The 19,254-nt window shown below is 68.1% G+C and carries 22 protein-coding genes and 1 tRNA gene; 14 read left to right on the top strand and 9 right to left on the bottom strand.

Annotated elements, in window-relative coordinates; translation table 11 throughout:
- Nucleotides 1-173 precede the first annotated feature (173 nt).
- Nucleotides 174-1,397 carry a sensor histidine kinase gene (locus ACP699_RS06955; RefSeq protein ID WP_426170254.1) on the top strand — a complete coding sequence of 408 codons (1,224 nt, stop codon included), beginning with the start codon at nucleotides 174-176 and terminating at the stop codon, nucleotides 1,395-1,397.
- Nucleotides 1,394-2,077, top strand: coding sequence for a response regulator transcription factor (locus tag ACP699_RS06950; RefSeq protein WP_017828959.1), 684 nt, complete (start codon nucleotides 1,394-1,396; stop codon nucleotides 2,075-2,077). The genes ACP699_RS06955 and ACP699_RS06950 overlap by 4 nt, the downstream gene beginning before the upstream one ends.
- A gap of 87 nt (nucleotides 2,078-2,164) precedes the next feature.
- Here ACP699_RS06950 and ACP699_RS06945 read toward each other — a convergent pair whose 3' ends face one another.
- On the bottom strand, nucleotides 2,165-2,698 hold the full coding sequence (locus ACP699_RS06945; protein ID WP_055865231.1) for a hypothetical protein: 534 nt from the start codon (nucleotides 2,696-2,698) through the stop codon (nucleotides 2,165-2,167).
- 137 nt (nucleotides 2,699-2,835) lie between these two features.
- Between ACP699_RS06945 and ACP699_RS06940 the strand changes: the two genes are divergently transcribed.
- The 5 genes from ACP699_RS06940 (at nucleotide 2,836) to ACP699_RS06920 (ending at nucleotide 7,691) form a co-directional block, all read left to right on the top strand.
- Nucleotides 2,836-3,318: a CarD family transcriptional regulator gene (locus ACP699_RS06940; RefSeq protein WP_017201416.1), complete on the top strand. Its 483-nt coding sequence runs from the start codon at nucleotides 2,836-2,838 to the stop codon at nucleotides 3,316-3,318.
- A 70-nt stretch (nucleotides 3,319-3,388) separates the two neighbouring features.
- Nucleotides 3,389-4,624, top strand: coding sequence for a 2-C-methyl-D-erythritol 4-phosphate cytidylyltransferase (gene ispD, locus ACP699_RS06935; protein WP_426170249.1), 1,236 nt, complete (start codon nucleotides 3,389-3,391; stop codon nucleotides 4,622-4,624).
- Nucleotides 4,621-6,021, top strand: coding sequence for a cysteine--tRNA ligase (cysS, locus tag ACP699_RS06930; RefSeq protein WP_055873900.1), 1,401 nt, complete (start codon nucleotides 4,621-4,623; stop codon nucleotides 6,019-6,021). The genes ispD and cysS overlap by 4 nt, the downstream gene beginning before the upstream one ends.
- Nucleotides 6,014-7,027 (top strand): 23S rRNA (guanosine(2251)-2'-O)-methyltransferase RlmB, encoded by a 1,014-nt coding sequence (gene rlmB / locus ACP699_RS06925; RefSeq protein WP_426170245.1) that lies wholly within the window; start codon nucleotides 6,014-6,016, stop codon nucleotides 7,025-7,027. The genes cysS and rlmB overlap by 8 nt, the downstream gene beginning before the upstream one ends.
- Before the next feature lie 22 nt (nucleotides 7,028-7,049).
- Nucleotides 7,050-7,691 (top strand): NAD(P)-dependent oxidoreductase, encoded by a 642-nt coding sequence (locus ACP699_RS06920; RefSeq protein ID WP_055873898.1) that lies wholly within the window; start codon nucleotides 7,050-7,052, stop codon nucleotides 7,689-7,691.
- Between the two features lie 12 nt (nucleotides 7,692-7,703).
- On the opposite strand, the gene ACP699_RS06915 is transcribed toward ACP699_RS06920, so the two are convergent.
- Both ACP699_RS06915 and ACP699_RS06910 read right to left on the bottom strand, forming a co-directional pair.
- Complete coding sequence (locus tag ACP699_RS06915; RefSeq protein WP_426170240.1) at nucleotides 7,704-9,008, bottom strand: DUF4032 domain-containing protein; 1,305 nt, start codon at nucleotides 9,006-9,008, stop codon at nucleotides 7,704-7,706.
- An 84-nt stretch (nucleotides 9,009-9,092) separates the two neighbouring features.
- Nucleotides 9,093-10,196: an ABC transporter ATP-binding protein gene (locus tag ACP699_RS06910; protein ID WP_055865216.1), complete on the bottom strand. Its 1,104-nt coding sequence runs from the start codon at nucleotides 10,194-10,196 to the stop codon at nucleotides 9,093-9,095.
- Nucleotides 10,197-10,426: 230 nt separating this feature from the next.
- Here ACP699_RS06910 and ACP699_RS06905 point away from each other — a divergent pair, with 230 nt between their 5' ends.
- The 5 genes from ACP699_RS06905 (at nucleotide 10,427) to ACP699_RS06885 (ending at nucleotide 12,334) form a co-directional block, all read left to right on the top strand.
- Complete coding sequence (locus tag ACP699_RS06905) at nucleotides 10,427-11,371, top strand: DsbA family protein (protein ID WP_017828951.1); 945 nt, start codon at nucleotides 10,427-10,429, stop codon at nucleotides 11,369-11,371.
- 45 nt (nucleotides 11,372-11,416) lie between these two features.
- Nucleotides 11,417-11,489, top strand: a tRNA-Thr gene (locus ACP699_RS06900).
- Between the two features lie 90 nt (nucleotides 11,490-11,579).
- Nucleotides 11,580-11,876: a hypothetical protein gene (locus tag ACP699_RS06895; RefSeq protein ID WP_426170236.1), complete on the top strand. Its 297-nt coding sequence runs from the start codon at nucleotides 11,580-11,582 to the stop codon at nucleotides 11,874-11,876.
- Nucleotides 11,877-11,885: 9 nt separating this feature from the next.
- Nucleotides 11,886-12,017, top strand: coding sequence for a hypothetical protein (locus ACP699_RS06890; RefSeq protein ID WP_426170233.1), 132 nt, complete (start codon nucleotides 11,886-11,888; stop codon nucleotides 12,015-12,017).
- Nucleotides 12,018-12,055: 38 nt separating this feature from the next.
- On the top strand, nucleotides 12,056-12,334 hold the full coding sequence (locus ACP699_RS06885) for a hypothetical protein (protein WP_017828944.1): 279 nt from the start codon (nucleotides 12,056-12,058) through the stop codon (nucleotides 12,332-12,334).
- A gap of 34 nt (nucleotides 12,335-12,368) precedes the next feature.
- Here the strand turns inward: ACP699_RS06885 and ACP699_RS06880 are convergent, their stop codons facing one another.
- Nucleotides 12,369-12,692 (bottom strand): hypothetical protein, encoded by a 324-nt coding sequence (locus tag ACP699_RS06880; RefSeq protein WP_426170229.1) that lies wholly within the window; start codon nucleotides 12,690-12,692, stop codon nucleotides 12,369-12,371.
- Between the two features lie 233 nt (nucleotides 12,693-12,925).
- On the opposite strand from ACP699_RS06880, the gene ppk2 reads away from it, so the two are divergent.
- On the top strand, nucleotides 12,926-13,756 hold the full coding sequence (ppk2, locus tag ACP699_RS06875; RefSeq protein WP_426170226.1) for a polyphosphate kinase 2: 831 nt from the start codon (nucleotides 12,926-12,928) through the stop codon (nucleotides 13,754-13,756).
- Between the two features lie 66 nt (nucleotides 13,757-13,822).
- Nucleotides 13,823-14,776, top strand: a complete 954-nt coding sequence (locus ACP699_RS06870) for an aldo/keto reductase (protein WP_055873878.1) — start codon at nucleotides 13,823-13,825, stop codon at nucleotides 14,774-14,776.
- A 1-nt stretch (nucleotide 14,777) separates the two neighbouring features.
- Here ACP699_RS06870 and ACP699_RS06865 read toward each other — a convergent pair whose 3' ends face one another.
- From ACP699_RS06865 to ACP699_RS06845, 5 genes are all read right to left on the bottom strand, one after another.
- On the bottom strand, nucleotides 14,778-15,464 hold the full coding sequence (locus ACP699_RS06865) for a response regulator transcription factor (protein ID WP_055865196.1): 687 nt from the start codon (nucleotides 15,462-15,464) through the stop codon (nucleotides 14,778-14,780).
- On the bottom strand, nucleotides 15,461-16,735 hold the full coding sequence (locus tag ACP699_RS06860; RefSeq protein ID WP_055865193.1) for a sensor histidine kinase: 1,275 nt from the start codon (nucleotides 16,733-16,735) through the stop codon (nucleotides 15,461-15,463). The genes ACP699_RS06865 and ACP699_RS06860 overlap by 4 nt, the downstream gene beginning before the upstream one ends.
- A gap of 9 nt (nucleotides 16,736-16,744) precedes the next feature.
- Nucleotides 16,745-17,560, bottom strand: a complete 816-nt coding sequence (locus ACP699_RS06855; protein ID WP_426170221.1) for an ABC transporter permease — start codon at nucleotides 17,558-17,560, stop codon at nucleotides 16,745-16,747.
- Nucleotides 17,557-18,468: an ABC transporter ATP-binding protein gene (locus ACP699_RS06850; protein WP_055865189.1), complete on the bottom strand. Its 912-nt coding sequence runs from the start codon at nucleotides 18,466-18,468 to the stop codon at nucleotides 17,557-17,559. The genes ACP699_RS06855 and ACP699_RS06850 overlap by 4 nt, the downstream gene beginning before the upstream one ends.
- A gap of 95 nt (nucleotides 18,469-18,563) precedes the next feature.
- On the bottom strand, nucleotides 18,564-19,190 hold the full coding sequence (locus ACP699_RS06845; RefSeq protein WP_426170217.1) for an SOS response-associated peptidase family protein: 627 nt from the start codon (nucleotides 19,188-19,190) through the stop codon (nucleotides 18,564-18,566).
- Nucleotides 19,191-19,254 lie beyond the last annotated feature (64 nt).

The following is a 19,254-nucleotide window of genomic DNA, read 5'->3' as shown; positions in this document are numbered from 1 at the left end:
GAGACGGCGGGTCGTCCGCACGAGAGCAGGTCTGTGCTCCCGCACAAGCCCGAAGCGATTGTCTGCTTCGAAGGTTAACGAACGGTGCCCAGCACGTGAATAGTACTTCTCCTGTTCCCGCCAGGGCGCGGAAACCCGCCGGACGGACGGTGAACGCACTCTACGCTTATGTCATGACCTTGCCGCAGCTCGCGCTGTCTTCGCTCGCCATCGGGCTGGTGATCGGCGTCGGCCTCTCCCTGCTCGTCGTGTGGGCATACCGGGCGCGGGCCCGCGTGCAGGAGGAGACATCGCTGGCGATTCCCGCCGGCATCACCGATGTCCTGCACAGCATGGATGATGCCGCGGCGATCGTCGACACCTCCGGTCTGGTACTCGCCTCCTCGCAAGCGGCGACCCGGTTCGGGATCGATGTCGGCTCGACGCTCGACAACCCGGAGCTGCGCCAGCTCGTGCGCGGCGTCAGGGAGGCCGGCGGTACCGCCACCGAGTCGATGCGCCTCACCCGAGGGGGCCTGAGCCTCGACCCCCGCCTGGTCTCGGCGCGTGCCAGCGTGATCGGCACGCGTCTGGTGCTGCTGATCATCCGCGACGTCACGGAGCAGGAGCGGCTCGATCAGATGCGTCGTGACTTCGTGGCGAACACGAGCCACGAGCTGAAGACGCCCGTGGGCGCGGTGAGCCTTCTCGCCGAGGCCATCGAGTCCGCGGCCGACGATCCCGCGCAGGTGCGCATCTTCGCCGCGCGCATCTCCGCGGAGGCGGGGCGGCTCGGACAGCTCACCGGGCGCATCATGAGCCTGTCCCGGCTCCAGGCCGAGGACGGTCTGACGAAGGTCGGCCCGGTCGCGATCGACGAGGTGATCGCCTCCTCGATCGAGGCTCACGTCGTGCAGGCCGATTCCGCAGGGGTCGAGCTCACCAGGGGAGGGGACCGCGGCGTCTTCGTGCGCGGCGACGCCCAGATCCTGATCGAGGCGGTCGGAAACCTGATCGCCAATGCGATCGTCTATTCGCCCCGCGGCTCCCGCGTCGGAGTCGGCGTCCGGGCGGAGGACGGCGTGGTCGAGATCGCGGTGTCCGACCAGGGGATCGGCATCGCAGAAGCCGATCGCGAGCGTATCTTCGAGCGGTTCTACCGGGCCGATGAGGCCCGTTCGCGGCGCACCGGAGGGACCGGCCTCGGGCTCTCCATCGTCAAGCACGCCACCCAGCGGCACGGCGGCGAGGTGCGGCTGTGGTCGCGTCCGGGCCGCGGGTCCACTTTCACGATCCGTCTTCCCCGGATCGATGCCCCCGACAACCTCGACACGGGCAAGAAGAGCAAGAAGAAGCGCACGCGCAAAGCGGCCAAGTCCGCCGCATCCGCGCGCGTTCGAAACGGAGAGAGAGCATGACCCGAATCCTTCTCGTCGAAGACGAGCCCGACCTCGCCGACCCGCTCGCGTACCTGCTCCGGCGTGAGGGCTACGAGGTGGAGATCGCGGAGGACGGCCCCGGAGCGCTCGCGGCTTTCCGGGAGCGCGGGGCCGACATCGTGCTGCTCGACCTGATGCTTCCCGGCATGCCGGGAACAGAGGTGTGCAGGCAGATCCGGTCGACCTCTGCCGTTCCCATCATCATGCTCACGGCCAAGGACTCCGAGGTCGACATCGTGGTGGGCCTCGAACTCGGAGCCGACGACTACATCACGAAGCCCTACTCGTCCCGGGAGCTGCTCGCCCGCATGCGTGCCGTGCTGCGCCGGGTCGTGCAGGCGGACAGCGAGCTCGACGAGCGCGTGCTCGACGGCGGACGGGTCTCGCTCGACATCGATCGGCACACCGTCTCCGTGGCCGGGGCCCAGATCAACATGCCGTTGAAGGAGTTCGAGCTGCTCGAGGTGCTGATGCGCAACTCCGGGCGCGTACTGACCCGCGGCCAGCTCATCGACCGGGTCTGGGGGAGCGACTACTTCGGCGACACCAAGACGCTCGATGTGCACATCAAGCGGATCCGCTCGCGCATCGAGGAGAACCCGAGCGAGCCGGTGATGCTCGTCACCGTGCGCGGTCTGGGATACCGCTTCGAAGGCTGATCTCCCGGTGGGACGAAGAGCCCGTCGAGACAGCGTAGAGGCCGGCGCCCCTGGGCGCCGGCCTCTACGTCTTCGTGCTCTGAGGTGTCAGTTGCTGGGGGCCGGAGCCGCCGTGTCGGTGGGCTTCGGCGTCGGCGTCGAAGGGGCCGTCTTCTCCGAGGGGGCGAGGTCCGAGTAGTAGGGGAGCGTTCCGTCGAGCACGGGAACCTCCGTCTTGACCCCGGTGGAGTCGCCGGACTGGAAGTGCATCTCCACCGTCGCGCCCGGCTTGGTGTCGAGTCCGACGATGCGCAGCGGTTCGGCACCGGCGCCCAGGCTCACCGTGTCGCCGGCGGGGACGGTGACGACGAGCGGGTCGACGCCCGCGACCGTGATCGTGAGAGTCGCCTTCTCATCGGTGGGGTTGACGAACGCCGCGATGAGATTGCCCACAGAGCCGTCTTCGGTGGCCACCACGAGGGCGTTGCGCACGTCGATCGGGCCGTCGGCGTCGGAGACGTTCACGCCGTCGGATGCGGCGTACTCGGTCTTGGTGGACTGTGGGGTGATGAACGTGCACCCGGTCGCGCCGAGCAGAACGAGGGCGCTGAGGGCTGCAGACGCAACAAGGCGCGATTTCACGGGTCCTCCTGAGGTCCGGCGGGGATATCCGCATCCATTCTATGCGTAAGTCGTGAGGGCTCCTGCGGCACCGGGGGCGCGAACCTTAGCGCATGTCCCCTGTGGTATCCTTGAGGTTGCCGAAAGGACACGTTTTTATGCTTTTTGAGGTTGGCGAGACCGTCGTCTATCCCCACCATGGCGCTGCGACCATCATCGAGGTCAAGGAGCGCATCATCAAGGGTGAGGCGAAGAAATACCTGAAGCTCAACGTCACCCAGGGTGATCTCATCATTGAGGTCCCCGCGGAGAATGTCGACCTGGTCGGCGTGCGTGACGTCATCGGCAAGGAAGGCCTCGATCATGTTTTCGAGGTGCTGCGAGCACCCTTCACGGAAGAACCCACGAACTGGTCGCGCCGGTACAAGGCGAACCTCGAGAAGCTCGCCTCCGGCGATGTGATCAAGGTGAGCGAGGTCGTGCGCGATCTGTGGCGTCGCGATCAGGACCGCGGTCTCTCCGCGGGTGAGAAGCGCATGCTGGCGAAGGCTCGTCAGATCCTCATCTCCGAGCTCGCGCTCGCCGAGAAGACCGACGAGGACAAGGCGGGCGCACTGCTCGACGAGGTCCTCGCTTCCTGAGCTCTTTTCACGACGAAAGGCGGGTGCTTCGGCATCCGCCTTTCGTCGTCTTCGCCGGTAACGTGATGCTGTGACCATCCTCCCTGTCCCGCGTTCAGCGATCATCGTCGTGGCTGCAGGCTCCGGCACGCGTCTGGGTGCCGAAGCTCCGAAGGCCTTCGTCGGCATCGACGCCCGTTCCGTCCTCCGCCACGCGCTGGACGGCGTCTTCGCCGCATCGCCTGCGCAGGTCGTCGTGGTCGCCCCCGATGGATGGGAGGGCGACGCCGAGACGGAACTGCGCGCCGCGGCCGGCGACCGGGCTGATCTCGGTCGTGTGGTCACCGGTGGTGCGACCAGGCAGCAGTCGGTGGCGGCAGGTCTCGCCGCGCTCTGGGGAGACATCGAGATCGTGCTGGTGCACGATGCGGCGCGCGCGCTCACCCCTCCGTCGCAGATCGACGCCGTCACCGCTGCCGTGACAGCAGAGCACGGCATCATCCCGGCACTGCCCGTCGTCGACACGCTCAAGAAGGTCGTGGACGGGGTCATCGTCGGGGCCGTCGACCGCTCCGAGCTCGCTGCGGCCCAGACGCCGCAGGGGTTTCCGAGGGGCCCGCTCGAGGCGGCGTACGCTGCCGCTGACGACAGCGGGATCGAGTACACCGATGATGCGGCCCTGTTCTCGGCGGCCGGCCACCCCGTGCGGTACATCGCCGGTTCGGAACGCGCCTTCAAGATCACCACGCCCGCTGACCTCCAGCGCGCCCGCCACCTGCTGGGTGCGAGCGTCGCGGCTGCCGGCACCCCTCGGGTGGGCATCGGCACGGACGTCCACGCCTTCGGGGGCGAGGGGAACCTGTGGCTCGCCGGCCTCGAGTGGCCGGGGGAGCAGCCCCTCTCCGGTCATTCGGACGGAGACGCCGTCGCCCATGCGATCGTCGACGCGCTGCTGGGTGCCGCGGGGCTCGGCGACATCGGAGAGCACTTCGGCACCTCCCACCCCGAGTACGCCGGCGCGCATGCGGACATCTTCCTCGCTCGCACCCGGGAGCTGCTGGCCGAAGCCGGGTTCGAGATCGGCAACGTCTCGGTGCAGTTCCAGGGCAATCGACCGCGCTTCAGCCCGCGGCGGGCCGAGGCCGAAGGGGTTCTGTCCGCCGTCCTGGGCGCTCCGGTGTCCGTGACGGCGACGACCACGGACGGGCTCGGGTTCCCCGGCAGGGGAGAGGGCATCGCGGTGACGGCCATCGCGTCGGTGGTTCCCGGCGTTCATCGTCATCTGAAGGCGGGCGCTCAGCCGTCCCCGAGTAGGCTTGAGCGGTGACAGTCCGCCTCTACGACACCCGCGCGCAGCAGCTGCGCGACTTCGTGCCTCTCGATCCCGAGAACATCACGATGTACGTGTGCGGACCCACGGTGCAATCAGGCCCCCACATCGGGCACGTCAGGGCGGCCTTGAGCTTCGATCTGCTGCGCCGCTGGCTGCAGTACCGCCACGGTCGGGTCACCTTCGTGCGCAACGTCACCGACATCGACGACAAGGTGCTCGCGAACGCCACCGACTCCGAGCCGTGGTGGGCGCTCGCGTATCGCATGGAGCAGGAGTTCAGCGCGGCCTACGCGGGGGTCGGCATCCTGCCCCCGACGTACGAGCCGCGAGCCACGGCATCGGTGCCGCAGATGCAGGAGCTCATCGCGCTGCTGATCGAGCGCGGTCACGCATATCCCGCCCCTGACGGTTCGGGAGACGTGTACTTCGACGTGCGCTCCTGGCCGGACTACGGATCGCTCACCCATCAATCCCTCGATGCCATGGAAGCCGCGGAGGACGCCGACCCTCGGGGCAAGCGCAATCCGCAGGACTTCGCCCTGTGGAAGGGCAGCAAGCCCGAAGAGCCGGCAGACGCCACCTGGGCGTCGCCGTGGGGCGCCGGGCGTCCGGGATGGCACATCGAGTGCTCCGCGATGTCGAAGCGCTATCTTGGGCCCGAGTTCGACATCCACGGCGGTGGGCTCGACCTGCGATTCCCGCATCACGAGAACGAGCTCGCCCAGTCGACGGCGGCAGGTGACGGCTTCGCGCGCTACTGGATGCACAACGGTCTCGTCACCGTCGACGGCCAGAAGATGTCGAAGTCGCTCGGGAACTTCACGTTGGCAGCAGACGTGCTGGCCGCGCACGATCCGCTGGTGGTGCGCTACGCGCTCGCCGCCGCTCACTACCGGTCGAGCCTCGACCTCGGCGATTCGTCGTGGGCGGAGGCCGAAGCGGCTCTGAGTCGGATCAGCACTTTCCAGCAGCGCGCCGCACGTGTTGCCGGAGGCGGCATCGGGTTCTTCCTGTCGCAGAGCCTCCCCGCGGCGTTCGCGGCGGCGATGGACGATGATCTCGGCGTGCCCCAGGCGCTCGCCGTGCTGCACGAGACGGTGCGTGCGGGAAACGCGGCGCTGGACGCGGGGGAGGACGACGCCGCGCTCGACGCGCTGCGCGCCGTGCTGGCGATGACGTCGGTCCTGGGCCTCACACACACATCCGGGGCGAAGGCCGACGCCTCGCAATCCGCTCTGGACGCCCTCGTCCAGACGATGATCACCCAGCGCGCTCAGGCACGCGCTGACAAGGACTGGGCGGCGGCGGATCGCATCCGAGATGCGATCGCCGCCGCAGGAATCACGCTGGAGGACACTCCGGCCGGAACTCATTGGAGTATCGATGGCTAAGCCAGGGCGCCCCGGCGCGAGCAAGGGAAACAAGAAGGGCCCGACCAAGGGCACCGGCGGACTCGGGCGCAAGGCGCTCGAGGGTCGGGGACCGACGCCGAAGGCGGAGGACCGTGCGTGGCACCCCGCCGGCAAGCGCAAGGCCGCGGCCGAGCGCTACGCCGCCGCGACGGGCGGCAAGGGCCGCCCCGGTGGCAGCCTGCCGGGCTCCGGTGGCGGGGGCAACCGTGCGCCGAAGGCCAAGGCGGGAGACGACACCGAGAACGTCACGGGTCGCAACTCGGTCCTCGAGGCACTGCGGGCGAAGATCCCGGCGACGGCGTTCTACATCGCGCAGCGCGTCGAGATGGACGACCGCGTGAAGGAGATGCTCTCGATCGCCACGCATCGGGGCATCCCCGTGATGGAGGTCACACGTCCGGAGCTCGACCGCATGGCCGGGTTCGACGGTGTGCACCAGGGCGTCGCGATCAAGGTGCCGCCGTACGAGTACGCGCACCCGCAGGATCTGCTCGAGCAGGTCATCGACCGTGGCGAGGTGCCGCTGTTCGTGGCGCTCGACGGCATCACCGACCCCCGCAACCTCGGTGCCATCATCCGCTCCACCGCGGCGTTCGGCGGTCAGGGGATCATCCTTCCCCAGCGTCGCTCGGCCGGCGTCAACTCCGCCGCCTGGAAGACCAGTGCCGGAGCCGTCGCTCGCACCCCTGTGGCGCTGGCGACCAACCTCACGACGCAGCTCAAGGAGTTCAAGAAGCAGGGCGTGTTCGTGCTCGGCCTCGACGGCGACGGCGATGTGTCGCTCCCGGAGCTCCAGCTCGCCGATCGTCCCGTGGTGATCGTCGTCGGGTCGGAGGGCAAGGGGCTGTCCCGCCTGGTCTCCGAGACCTGCGATCAGATCGTCTCGATCCCGATCTCTGCGGCCACCGAGTCGCTGAACGCCGGCATCGCGACCTCTGTCGCGCTCTACCAGGTCGCGTCGCTCCGCGCCGCGAAGAAGAACTAGACCGTTCGAGGGAAGGCAGACCATGGCTCGCATCATCGTGCTCGGAGGGACCGGTTACGCCGGTCGTCACATCGTCACGGAGGCGGTGAGCCGTGGCCATGCCGTGATCGCGATCTCGCGTTCTGCGCCGGCCGATCCGGTGGCGGGGGCCGCATATCTGCAGGGCTCCGCTCTCGACCTGGCACCGCTCGCGGAAGCGTTCGTCGGCACGGACGCCGTGGTCTCGGCTCTCTCGCCGCGCGGTGACATGGCCGACCGTGCGCTCGAGGCGCTGTCGAATGTCGTCGAGCAGCTCGCGGGTACGGACACGCGTGTCGGCGTCGTCGGCGGCGCCGGCGGGAGCCTCGTGGCCCCCGGTGGGCCGCGCCTGTTCGATCAGGGCTTCCCGGAGGAGTACAAGCACGAGGCGCAGGTCGGCATCGACTCGCTGGCCCTCCTCGAGGCGACCGACGCGGGCCTGGACTGGTTCTTCATCCACCCCGCCGAGGTCTTCGGACCCTGGGCGGAGGGCGAGCGCACCGGTCACTACCGGGACGGCGGCGACGTGATCGTCCGCGACGCCGAAGGCAAGTCGTACATCTCGGGTGCCGACTTCGCCGTCGCGGTGGTCGACGAGATCGAGCAGGGCAACCACCACAGGGAGCGGTTCACCGTCGGCTACTGAGCCGCCGGTCGGTCAGACCAGATCCCGCCAGTCCACGTCCTCGTCATCATCGGCGACCGGCGTCATGCCGGTGATGACGGGAAGACTCATCGTCTCGGTGGGCGGACCCATGATGGTGGCTTCGTCGCGCCGATGCCGCAGCACCTCGTTGATGTAGCTGGTGAGCACCTCGGCGAGCGGGATGGAGCGTCCTTCCGCCTGAGACAGGTACCAGCGGTGCTCCAGCACCTGGTGGAACACCTCGGCCGGCTCGAGTTTGGCGCGCAGCTCGTAGGGGATCGCACGCACGACCGGCTCGAACACTCGGGTCAGCCACTCGTGCGCGTACATCTCCTCGTCCGCCCACTGCTTCGTCGAGCGGGCCCGGAACTCGTCGAGGTCGTTGAGCAGACGTCGTGCCTGGTTTTCCTCGACGTCGAGGCCGGTCAGGCGGATGAGACGGCGCTGATGATGTCCGGCATCCACGACCTTCGGCTGAATCTCCACCACGGTGCCGTCCGCGGTCGTCGACATCGACATCTCGTCGATGTCGAAGCCGAGGGCGTTGAGCCGCTCGACACGTTCGGTGATGCGCCATGTCTCCGCGGCGGAGAACGACTCCTGGGCGGTCAGCTCTGCCCACAGCGACCGATACGACGACACGATGCCGTCGGCGATCGCGACCGCGTCCACGCCGTGCTCGAGCCGTCCGCCGGCAGCGAGGTCCATGATCTCGCCGGCGATGTTGGTGCGGGCGAGGTCGAGGTCGTAGGCGCGCTGGCCGTCGGTGAGCCCCTCCTCGTGCAGCTCTCCCGTCTCCGCGTCGACGAGGTAGGCGGCGAATGCGCCGGCGTCCCGTCGGAACAGGGTGTTCGACAGCGACACGTCGCCCCAGTAGAAGCCCACGTTGTGCAGGCGTACGAGCAGCAGCGCGAGCGCGTCCACCAGACGGTTGGCGGTGTCCGGGCGCAGAACGCGTGTGAACAGAGCGCGGTACGGCATCGAGAAGCGCAGGTGCGAGGTGACCAGCGCGGCGGGGAGTGGCTCACCATGCGCGTCGGTGCGCCCGGCGATCACGGCCACCCGGTCGACGCAGGGTACATCGAGTCGGGCGAGGTTGCCGAGCATGTCGTACTCGCGCTGCGCCATCTCCGCGGTGGTCTCCTTGACGGCGACGACGCGACCGGAGAGGTCGGCGAAGCGCACGAGGTGGCGGGAGAGCCCCTTCGGGAGCGAGACGATGTGCTCGGACGGCCACTTCGCCAACGTGGTGGACCAGGGGAGGGAGAGCAACCCCGGATCGATCTTGCTGGCGGTGATCCGCAGCGAATCCTGCATGGTGCTCCCTGGTTGCGTGCGAAGAGGAAAAAGAGACGCGGCGCAGGCGACCGAAGTCAGCCTGCGCCGCGTCTGTGGATCCGATCAGGCGGAGACGACCGGCTTGTCGTTCAGGCGCTCGCCCGACTCGATGTCGAACGCGTGCACGTGGCCGGCCGAAGCTGCGAGCGTGACCGTCTCACCCGCGTTCGGGTGGTTGCGGCCATCGACGCGAGCGACGAGGTCGGCGCGCTTGCCGTTGATCTCGGTGTGCCCGTAGAGGTAGCCGTCAGCGCCGAGCTCCTCGACGAGGTCGACCGTGACCGAGAGGCCCTTGCCATCGGCGGGGCCGACGACGATGTCCTCCGGGCGCACGCCGACCGTGACCTGCGAACCGTTCGCGCGGCCGACGGTGTCGCGGTCGAGCGGGACCACCTCGGTGCCGAAGCGGATGCCGCCCTCGGCGAGGTCCGCCGAGAACAGGTTCATCGCGGGCGAGCCGATGAAGCCGGCCACGAAGACGTTGTTCGGCTTCTCGTAGAGGTCGCGCGGGGAGCCGACCTGCTGGAGCAGGCCGTCCTTGAGGACCGCGATACGGTCACCCATGGTCAGCGCCTCGGTCTGGTCGTGGGTGACGTAGACCGTGGTGACGCCGAGACGACGCTGCAGCGACGCGATCTGCGTACGGGTCTGGACGCGGAGCTTGGCGTCGAGGTTCGACAGCGGCTCGTCCATGAGGAACACCTGCGGCTGGCGCACGATCGCACGGCCCATGGCGACACGCTGACGCTGACCACCCGAGAGGGCCTTCGGCTTGCGGGTCAGGTAGGGCTCGAGGTCGAGGAGCTTCGCAGCCTCGAGCACGCGGGTGGCGCGCTCTTCCTTGCCGACGCCGGCGATCTTGAGAGCGAAGCCCATGTTCTCGGCGACGGTCATGTGCGGGTACAGCGCGTAGTTCTGGAAGACCATCGCGATGTCGCGGTCCTTCGGCGGGACGTCGGTCACGTCGCGGTCGCCGATGAGGATGCGGCCGGCGTTGACCTCTTCGAGGCCGGCGAGCATGCGCAGGGACGTGGACTTACCGCAACCGGAAGGACCGACGAGGACGAGGAACTCGCCGTCACCGACCTCGAGGTTCAGCTTGTCGACGGCCGGACGGGTTCCACCGGGGTACAGGCGGGTGGCTTCGTCGAAAGTCACAGATGCCATTGTCGTTTCTCCTTCACCGGCAGGTACGTGCCGGACGATCCGTAGTGATGAAGCGGTGAGATGAGTCACCGTGACCCGTCTTTGGGTCGAATTCAGTATGACATGAACGGCTGTACCTGGGTATTTCTCAGCCTCACTGGTTAGCATCGAACTCGGCCGCGCGCAGCGGCGATCGTCGCTGAGCGGCGGTCGGGGCCAACCCGGACCCCCGCAGACTCACAAGAGGAACGATGTCGAGCGACGAAACGCCGAACGTCCCCACACCTCGCAATTCTCGCGAGGCCGTGCGGGAGAAGGCTCAGCAAGTGCACGCCCAGCAGTCGAGGGCGCGCCTCATGCGACGTATCATCATCGGCGCCGTCGCGGTCGTCGCGGTGGGGGCGATCGGCACTGCGGTGACCCTTGCGGTGTCCGCCCAGGTGTCCAAGCCCAAGCTCACCCCGACGGGGATGGAGTCGGACGGCGTGGTCGTCACAGACATCACCGCGGTCGCAGGATCCGACGAGGTCCCCGCGACACCGTCCGCAGAGCCGACCGATGCGGGTGCGTCGACCGAGCCGACGCCCAAGGCGACCACGTCTGAGAAGGTCGACATCCACGTCTACGTCGACTACCTCTCGCCGGACGCGGGGAAGTTCGAGCGGGCGAACGCGCGTCAGTTCGCCGGCTGGATCAGCGAGGGCGCCGTGACCGTCAGCTACCACCCGGTCGCTCTCCTCACCGCGAGCTCGAACGGCACCAAGTACTCCCTGCGCTCGGCGGCCGCAGCCGCCTGCGTCGCCACGCACTCGCCCGCGCAGTTCTACGCGTTCAACCACGACCTGCTGGACAACCAGCCCGAGGTCGGCAGCGACGGCATGTCCGACGAAGAGCTCGCGAACCTCGCCGCGGCGGTCGGCACCGACAACACCAAGGCCGTGCGGTCGTGCATCGAGAACGGCGACTTCGTCAGCTGGGCGAAGGATGCGACCACGCGCGCGCTGGACGGACCGCTCGCGGGCTCCAAGGACCTGGTCCTGCAGTCGGCTCCGATGGTCGTTGCGAACGGCGAAGCGTACGTCGGAGCGCTCGACGACCCGGCCGAGTTCTCGCAGTTCGTGCTCAGCGTCGCGAGCGATGCCTCGCGTGCCACGCCGACGCCGACTCCCACACCGACCACCACGCCTGCCCCCTAGGTCGAAGTGGGGTCGATGCCATCGCTAAGCTTGTGGGTGGCATCCGCCGACTTGGCGCAATTGGTAGCGCACCGTACTTGTAATACGGGGGTTACGGGTTCGAGTCCCGTAGTCGGCTCAAGAAATACCGACGGCATCAGCCGAGATGCGTATTGCACGCTCCCGCATTGCTATCGTCGCCCTGATGGCGAACCTAGATAGTCGGGGGATGACTCCTGAAGAGCGTATGAACACGTTTCTGCTGTACCCGGAGTGGTTCGGAGGCGACCGGATACCGGAGAGGTTTGTGGTCTCAGCTGAGCTGCGAAAGCGGCTTCGGGAGTGGAATCAGGTCTGGGAGACCGTGCTGGATCCGGTCACTGAAATGCGATGGCCAGATCCACAGATCGGACGCACATGGATCGCTGAGGGCGAGCATCTCGTGGCAGATCTGCAGGCAGAGCTAGGGCCGGGCTTGTCCGTCGTCGGCGATTTTGCCCGGTATGCGCCGCCGCGTAGGTCGTAGGCTCTGGGCATGAGCGAGCCCGATGCGGAGCCGACCCCGTCGCTGATCCAGCAGCGACTCGCCCTACAGCGCAGGCGGGTGGGGGCGATATCACTCCTCCGGCGCTTCGGAGAGCAGGGGTGCAGGGGTGCAGGGGAGTGAGCGACACATCCGCCCCTCCCTCGTCCTAGGCTGGTGTGATGCTCCACGGACTGATTCGCCCTGTCGAGGCCCACAGTGTGACGCTGAAGGGCGAAGACCTCGCCGAGGTTCGCGCGCAGCTCACCGCTCAGGCTCCCGCCGGATGGGACCTCGTCTCGGCGATGGCGACGATGGAGAAAGCAGGATCGATGCGCTCGGTCGAAGGCAAGTTCCTGCGTCGTGACGGTATCCGCGAGATCGAAGGCGACGACATGGCTGCCCTCGAGTCGCAGGTGCCCGAGGGATGGCAGCTGCTCTCCGTATGGCGGACGAGCTGAGGCTCACGTGTCTCTGATCGTGGTCTCGGCGTACTCAGTCCACTGAGACGGGTTCTGGTGTGTCGACGACCTCGTCGATGAGGCCGATCCCGCCCGTCGAGCTCGCCGACTGCATGAGGTCCTGAATCCACGAGGGGTTCAGCGGGGGCGCCTCCGGCTCGTCGAAGGTGAAGCGGAGCGGAATCGAGGGGTGTAGCCAGATCGTCGAGCGTCCTGCGGGCTCTCCGTCGGGATGACGCCACGACAGGGTGAAGCTCTCGTTGCGTCGCAACTTGGTGGCGATGACCACCTTCAGATGCGCGAGCGCGCGGTCCTCGATATGGATCTCCTCGCCGTTGCCGTACTGGATCGTTCCCATCTCTGCACCATAGCCGCCACCGCGCGCACTTTCCGCGCCAGATCGTGATGGTGAAAGAGCATATCGGAGTATCGCACTAGAGGGTGATATGTTACTGAACGTTGAGTTTCCTGGTGGGTACGACGTCGTGACACCAGGTGGATGACTGCGCAGGTGGCCGACTCCCCGCCGCGGCCACCTGCGCTTGCCCCCTGAAGGGCGTGATCCGTGGAGCACCGGGGGAGGGGTATGTCATGAGCAGCTCGCCGGAGTCGCAGCGGTCCATGCCGGAGTGGCAGAGCGGCGACCCGTATGAGACCGCGCTCACGCGGGAGGCGTACGCATGCGAGAAGCGCCTGCTGCAGATCGAACTCCTCAAACTCCAGGCGCACATCACGCGTTCGTCCGACCGCGTGCTCATCCTGTTCGAGGGGAGAGACGCGGCGGGCAAAGGCGGCGCGATCACGCGCTTCATGGAGCACCTGAACCCCCGGGGCGCCCGTGTCGTGGCACTCGACAAGCCCACCGATGCAGAGCGGACGCAGTGGTACTTCCAGCGCTACGTCGCGCATCTCCCCTCCGGCGGCGAGATCGTGATGATGGATCGCTCCTGGTACAACCGCGCCGGTGTAGAGCGGGTCATGGGCTACTGCTCGTCGGCCGAGTACGAGGAGTTCATCCAGACCGTGCCGGAGTTCGAGCGCATGCTCGTCGGCTCGGGCATCCGCCTTGTGAAGCTGTGGTTCTCGATAGATGAGGCGGAGCAGCGGCGCCGCTTCGCGCACCGGGGCGAAGACGCCGTCGCGCAGTGGAAGCTCAGCCCGACCGACCTCGCGAGCGTCGACCGCTGGGATGACTACATCGCCGCGGAGGAGGCGATGTTCCTCCGGACGGACACCCCCGCCCTCCCTTGGACCGTCATCGCGTCGAACGACAAGAGGCGCGCGCGGCTGGAGGCGATGAGGTGCGTCCTCTCGCGGTTCGACTACCCGGGCAAGGATCCGTTGATCGCTCACGCCCCTGATCCGCGGCTCGTGGGGCGCCCCTCTCAGATTTACCACGAGGGGGAGAGGCCGACGCGGTGATGTCTGCGGGTCGCGACAGGAGGGCATCCGGGAATGCGAGGGGTGGACTCGGAGGTTGTTCCCCTCATGACTCGCATCGGCACCAGTGATCTCGACGTCCTCCCGCTCTCGCTCGGCGGCAACGTGTTCGGCTGGACGGCCGACCGTGACACCTCCTTTGCGGTTCTCGACGCGTTCGTGGATGGCGGTGGTGACTTCATCGACACCGCTGACTCGTACAGCTCCTGGGTGCCGGGGAACGAGGGCGGAGAGAGTGAGACGATCGTCGGCGAATGGCTGGCTTCTCGCAGGCCCGCAGGGGTGGTCGTCGCGACCAAGGTGAGCCAGCACCCGAAGTTCCGCGGTCTTGCCGCGTCGAACGTCCGCAAGGCCGCCGAAGCCTCGCTGGCGCGCCTGGGCGTCGATGAGATCGACCTCTACTACGCGCACTTCGATGACGAGACGGTTCCGCTGGAGGAGACTGTCGCCGCGTTCGGTCAGCTCGTCGACGACGGTCTGGTGCGGCACATCGCCGTGTCGAACTACTCCGCCGATCGCATCCGCGAGTGGATCGAGATCGCCCGTCGCACCGGTGCCGCGCTGCCGGTCGCTGTGCAGCCGCATTACAACCTCGTGCACCGCAACGAGGTCGAGGACACGATCATCCCGGTCGCCGAGGAGTTCGGGCTCGGTCTCGTCCCGTACTACTCGCTGGCGAGCGGCTTCCTCACCGGCAAGTACCGCTCGACGGATGCCGAAGGGCAGAGCTCGCCGCGGGCCCACGGCGCGGCGAAGTACGCGACGCCGGCGGGGCTGCGGGTCATCGATGCGCTCCAGGAGATCGGCGACGTGCATGACGCCTCGATCGCCGCGACCTCACTCGCCTGGCTCCGCGCGCAGCCGACGGTCGTCGCACCGATCGCGAGCGCGCGCAACGTGGACCAGGTTCCCGATCTCCTCGCCGGTGCCCGCCTCGAGCTCTCGGACGACGAGGTGCAGCGGCTCAACCAGGTCTCGGAGTGGACTCCGGCCCGGACCTGAGCTAGCCTCGCTCGTCGCCGACGAGTCCGTGCCGGTGCGCCAGGATGACTGCGTGGATCCTGTCGCGGGCACCGAGTTTCGCGAGCACGCGACCGACGTGCGTCTTCACCGTGGACTCGCCGACATAGAGAGTCTGGGCGATCTCCGCGTTGGTGAGGCCGCGGCCGATCGCGAGGAACACGTCGCGCTCGCGATCGGTGAGCGATTCGAGTGCGGCGCTCTCCTCGGCGGCCGGAGCGGCGGAAGAGGTCGCGCCGAGTCGGGGTGTCACATGCTCCATCAGCGCTCTCGTGACCCGAGGGGAGAGCGCTGCATCTCCGCGGGACACGGCGCGCACGGCAGAGATCATCTCGTGGCGTTGCGCGTCCTTCAACAGGAATCCACTCGCGCCCGCGCGGATCGCTCCGAACGCGTACTCGTCGAGATCGAACGTGGTGAGAACGAGCACCTTGGTCTGCGGGTGGTCGCGGACGATCGCCTCGGTGGCGGCGATGCCGTCCAGCTCCGGCATCCGGATGTCCATGAGCACCAGGTCGGGGGCGAGCAGGGCGGTCTGCGTGATCGCCGCCTTGCCGTCGCCGGCCTCACCGACCACCACGATGTCTTCCTCGGCGTCGAGCACCATCCGGAACCCGACTCGGATGAGCTCCTGGTCATCCACCAGCAGCACCCTAATCGCATCCGTCATCCGTCGTCCTCCATCGTCTCTCGTCGTGCGGCGGGTGTGCTTCCCGAGGTGGGGAGCACGGCCCGCAGAACCCATCGTCCCCCGTCCGCAGGTGCCGACCGCACCGTTCCGTGAACGTGCGCAGCGCGCTCGGACAGTCCGCGTACGCCGAATCCATCCGACCCGACCTCGCCTGTGACGCCGTCGTTCACGATCTCGATCGTGACCGTCTCGGTCGTGTACTCCAGTCGCACCGCGATGGTCTTCGCGGTGGGAGCATGACGCATCGCGTTGGTCACCCCCTCCTGGACGATCCTTCCGATCGCATGCGCGACGGCGGGGGAGACCTCCGCCTGACCGACGACGGTGAGCGTCGCCGGATAGCCGGCTCGTTGCGCGGTCTCCACGGTGTCGCGCGCGGGTACGGGCTGCATCGGGGCCAGTGGCAACGGGGATTCGTCGTCGCGCAGCACTCCGAGCATCGAGCGCATCTCGGTGAGCGCACCTCTGGCGGTGTCGGCGGCGGATGCCGCGGCCTTGCGTGCCTGCTCCCGGTCCGGTGTCGCGGCCGCACCTTCGGACAGGGCGACGATGACGGTGAGCGAGTGGGAGACGATGTCATGCATCTCTCGGGCGATGCGGGCGCGTTCGGACGCGGCTGCGAGCTGCGCCTGCTGGTCGCGCTCGATCAGGAGCTGGCGTGAGCGGTCGATGATGGCGAGGAGGTAGCGCTTGCGGTCACCGACGTTGACTCCGACGAGTGTGCCGATGAGACCGAGCGCGACGTAGCTGAGTGCGGTGTCGAGGCCGACCTGGAGCACGGTCGCGCCGGTCAGCATGAGCACCGTGGTGAAGCCGAGGAACCATGCCGCGCCGATCCCGTAGCAGATCCAGGCCAGGCGGGCCGAGCGATAGACCGCGACGCCGTAGCAGGCGACGAGCAGGAGGACGATGCCGCCGGACATGCCCGTGAACAGACCGACGGTACCCAGGATCACCGCAGCGAGGAAGGGGCCCAGCGGTGCTCGACGGCGCCAGAGAAGGGTGCTGCACCCGATCGCGACCATCGCCACCGTCGCGATGTTGAGGGCGATGTAGGTGCCCTCCGGGAGCGAGGGGTCGGGGTAGGGCGCGGCCGGTGCGAGCGACAGAAACAGGCAGATCAGGGCGAGCAGGATGTCGGCGAACAGCGGGTGGCGCGCCCAGAAGCGTCGGAACAGGCCAGGGGCACGCGGAAGCCGCAGCTCCTCGTCCTCACGGATCGAGTCGCTGCGGCTTCGCGTTCTGCTCACAGGCCGACTTTACGCGTCGCGCGTGCGCAGCACGCCCCACGCGACCAGGGCACCACCGGCGACCCAGCAGCCCAGCGTCAGGAACGCGGTGGGTGCGTCGAGAGCCGCCGTCTCACTGGGCATGATCGCGGCTTGCGCAGCCGCCACCGGGAGGTAGGACGAGGCCTCGATGACCCACGCCCACGCCTCGCCGGCGAAGGAGAAGAAACTCGCGACGATAGGCAGCACGAACAGCACGCCGACGGTCGCGGCAATGGCTCCGGCTCCCGAGCGCAGGATGAACCCGAACGAGACGCCGATGAGGGCGAAGACAGCCATGGACAGCGAGGCTACGACGATCGGCAGGATCGAGGCCGACGGGTCGGACCAGTCGATGCTCTGATCCCGCGGCGCCACGATGAGAGTGACGGCGAGGGCGGCGATGGCGAAGATCACCAGCGACGACAGGAACATGAAGACGGCCAGCACGGTCGACTTCGCCGCCAGCACCGATCCGCGAACAGGATTCGCCGTGAGCGTCGAGCGGATCATTCCGGTCGAGTACTCGCCGGTGACCGAGATCGCACCGATGATGCCGGCGAGCAGCATGGTGAACTGGATGGGCATGATGACGGCCTGGATCGGCTCGAAGTCCGGCATGTCGAGGGCCTGGGCGATGAGAACCGCGATCCCCACGGTCAGAACGGCGGCGATCCCGATGGACCACCAGGTCGAGCGCAGGGTGGCGAGCTTGATCCATTCACCGCGCAGCGCGCGCACGAACGTCAGCTTTCGACCGGTGTCCACGCGCGGCCGTGTGGCGGCGGGGGCCTGTGTCGTGGTCATGAGATCTCCTTGGTGCGGTACTCGACGGAGTCGCCGGTGAGGGCGAGGTAGGCGTCTTCGAGCGAACCGGTGGTCGGGGTGAGTTCGTGCAGCGCAATGCCGCGGTCCGCAGCGAGGTCGCCGATGCGCGCAGCAGGCAGCCCCACGATGTCGAGCAGGTCGGGAGCCGAGCTCACGATCTCGACATCGGGTCCGCCGACGGCTGCGGCCAGATCGGCCGGGCGGGGAGTGCGCACCCTGACCGTGTTGCGGGTCCACGAGCGCACGAGTTCGGGGAGCGGCGCATCCGCGAGCACGCGGCCTCGTCCCATCACGATGACGTGGTCGGCGGTCTGCGCCATCTCGCTCATCAGATGGCTCGAGAGAAGCACGGTGCGCCCCTCGGAGGCGGCGTGGCGGACGAACTGGCGGACCCAGCGGACGCCCTCGGGGTCGAGGCCGTTGACCGGCTCGTCGAGGATCAGCGTGTGCGGGTCGCCGAGCAGCGCCGAGGCGATACCGAGGCGCTGTCCCATGCCGAGCGAGAACCCGCCTGCACGCTTGCGGGCCACCGATCCGATGCCGGCGAGGTCGATCACCTCGTCGACGCGAGAGGAGGGGATGCCGTGGGTCGCGGCCATCGCGCGGAGATGGTTGCGCGCGGTGCGGCCGGTGTGCACCGCCTTCGCGTCGAGGAGCACGCCCACCTCGGTGAGCGGTGCGCGCAGCTTGCGGTACTCGCGGCCGGCGATGGCGGCACGGCCGGACGTCGGCCGGTCGAGGCCGACGATCATCCGCATGGTGGTCGACTTCCCGGCGCCGTTCGGGCCCAGGAATCCGGTGACGCTGCCCGGCTTGACCGTGAACGACACGTCATCGACGGCGGTCTTGTCTCCGAATCTCTTGGTGAGGCCTTCTGCTGTGATCATGAGGACAACGTTACGGAGCGACCCCGGGATCGCGCGTCCTCCTCAGGTACACATCTGATGGAGAGAGGGTCCGCCCGGCGACGGACATCCGCACCTCAGGGGCGAGGACGTGCCTGCACGCGCGCGGCCATCTCGTCGGAGGCGAGGACCGCCTCGTCGATGATCTCCCTCGACGCCGGCGCGGTCAGCCAGTCGTGGCTCAACGAGGCGGGGACCAGCAGCGGCATCCGATCGTGCAGATCGACGAGGTGGGCCGGGGCGGGGCGCATCACGATCGAGTAGCACGTGAACCACTCGCCGTCGGCGGTGCGCCCGCGCTGGGTGACCGCGGCCATGCCGAACAGGGTGCCGTCGTCGATGATGAACTCGTTCCACTGGCGAGAGGGCTTCTGCATCTCGTACCAGCTCGTCGCCGGCACGATCGCTCTCGACTTCGCCCCTCCTGGACGCTCCTGAAGGCGTTCGGCGCGGGTGTTGATCGAGGGGAACTTCGCCGGCTCGCCGTTCACGAGGAAGCCCCACCACGCGGGCTCCAGGGTCGGCGCGGTATCGGGCTGCACGACCAGGGGATTGAGGTTGCGCAGGTTCTTGCCCGTGGGGCGGACGGTCTCACCCGCATTCTCGCGTGCCCACACCCGCAGGCCCTTGAGCACCGCGTCGTCGGCGGCGGCGAGGAGCTCCGCATCGGTGAATCGGGGATCGAGACCGTAGCTCGCGCACATGCCGCCAGCGTAGCGCCGGGCTCCGACATCCGCAGGAACGAGAGCGCCCACGGGCTCGGGTAGG

Source organism: Microbacterium sp. DWRC1-3, from assembly GCF_049896645.1.
Lineage (GTDB): Bacteria > Actinomycetota > Actinomycetes > Actinomycetales > Microbacteriaceae > Microbacterium > Microbacterium maritypicum.
Note: the sequence above shows the minus strand (reverse complement) of the source record. Positions and strands in the feature narration are given on the sequence as shown.

Bases quoted from the DNA above. Each gene is read 5' to 3' on its own strand.
- ACP699_RS06870 (WP_055873878.1), top strand. From the start codon at position 13,823: ATGACTCGCATCGGCACCAGTGATCTCGACGTCCTCCCGCTCTCGCTC.
- ACP699_RS06895 (WP_426170236.1), top strand. From the start codon at position 11,580: ATGACTCCTGAAGAGCGTATGAACACGTTTCTGCTGTACCCGGAGTGG.
- ppk2 (WP_426170226.1), top strand. From the start codon at position 12,926: ATGAGCAGCTCGCCGGAGTCGCAGCGGTCCATGCCGGAGTGGCAGAGC.
- rlmB (WP_426170245.1), top strand. From the start codon at position 6,014: ATGGCTAAGCCAGGGCGCCCCGGCGCGAGCAAGGGAAACAAGAAGGGC.
- ACP699_RS06880 (WP_426170229.1), bottom strand. From the start codon at position 12,692: ATGGGAACGATCCAGTACGGCAACGGCGAGGAGATCCATATCGAGGAC.
- ACP699_RS06850 (WP_055865189.1), bottom strand. From the start codon at position 18,468: ATGATCACAGCAGAAGGCCTCACCAAGAGATTCGGAGACAAGACCGCC.
- ACP699_RS06940 (WP_017201416.1), top strand. From the start codon at position 2,836: ATGCTTTTTGAGGTTGGCGAGACCGTCGTCTATCCCCACCATGGCGCT.
- ACP699_RS06950 (WP_017828959.1), top strand. From the start codon at position 1,394: ATGACCCGAATCCTTCTCGTCGAAGACGAGCCCGACCTCGCCGACCCG.
- ACP699_RS06905 (WP_017828951.1), top strand. From the start codon at position 10,427: ATGTCGAGCGACGAAACGCCGAACGTCCCCACACCTCGCAATTCTCGC.
- ACP699_RS06845 (WP_426170217.1), bottom strand. From the start codon at position 19,190: ATGTGCGCGAGCTACGGTCTCGATCCCCGATTCACCGATGCGGAGCTC.
- ACP699_RS06915 (WP_426170240.1), bottom strand. From the start codon at position 9,008: ATGCAGGATTCGCTGCGGATCACCGCCAGCAAGATCGATCCGGGGTTG.
- ACP699_RS06885 (WP_017828944.1), top strand. From the start codon at position 12,056: ATGCTCCACGGACTGATTCGCCCTGTCGAGGCCCACAGTGTGACGCTG.
- ACP699_RS06890 (WP_426170233.1), top strand. From the start codon at position 11,886: ATGAGCGAGCCCGATGCGGAGCCGACCCCGTCGCTGATCCAGCAGCGA.
- ACP699_RS06920 (WP_055873898.1), top strand. From the start codon at position 7,050: ATGGCTCGCATCATCGTGCTCGGAGGGACCGGTTACGCCGGTCGTCAC.
- ACP699_RS06910 (WP_055865216.1), bottom strand. From the start codon at position 10,196: ATGGCATCTGTGACTTTCGACGAAGCCACCCGCCTGTACCCCGGTGGA.
- ACP699_RS06955 (WP_426170254.1), top strand. From the start codon at position 174: ATGACCTTGCCGCAGCTCGCGCTGTCTTCGCTCGCCATCGGGCTGGTG.
- ACP699_RS06865 (WP_055865196.1), bottom strand. From the start codon at position 15,464: ATGACGGATGCGATTAGGGTGCTGCTGGTGGATGACCAGGAGCTCATC.
- ACP699_RS06855 (WP_426170221.1), bottom strand. From the start codon at position 17,560: ATGACCACGACACAGGCCCCCGCCGCCACACGGCCGCGCGTGGACACC.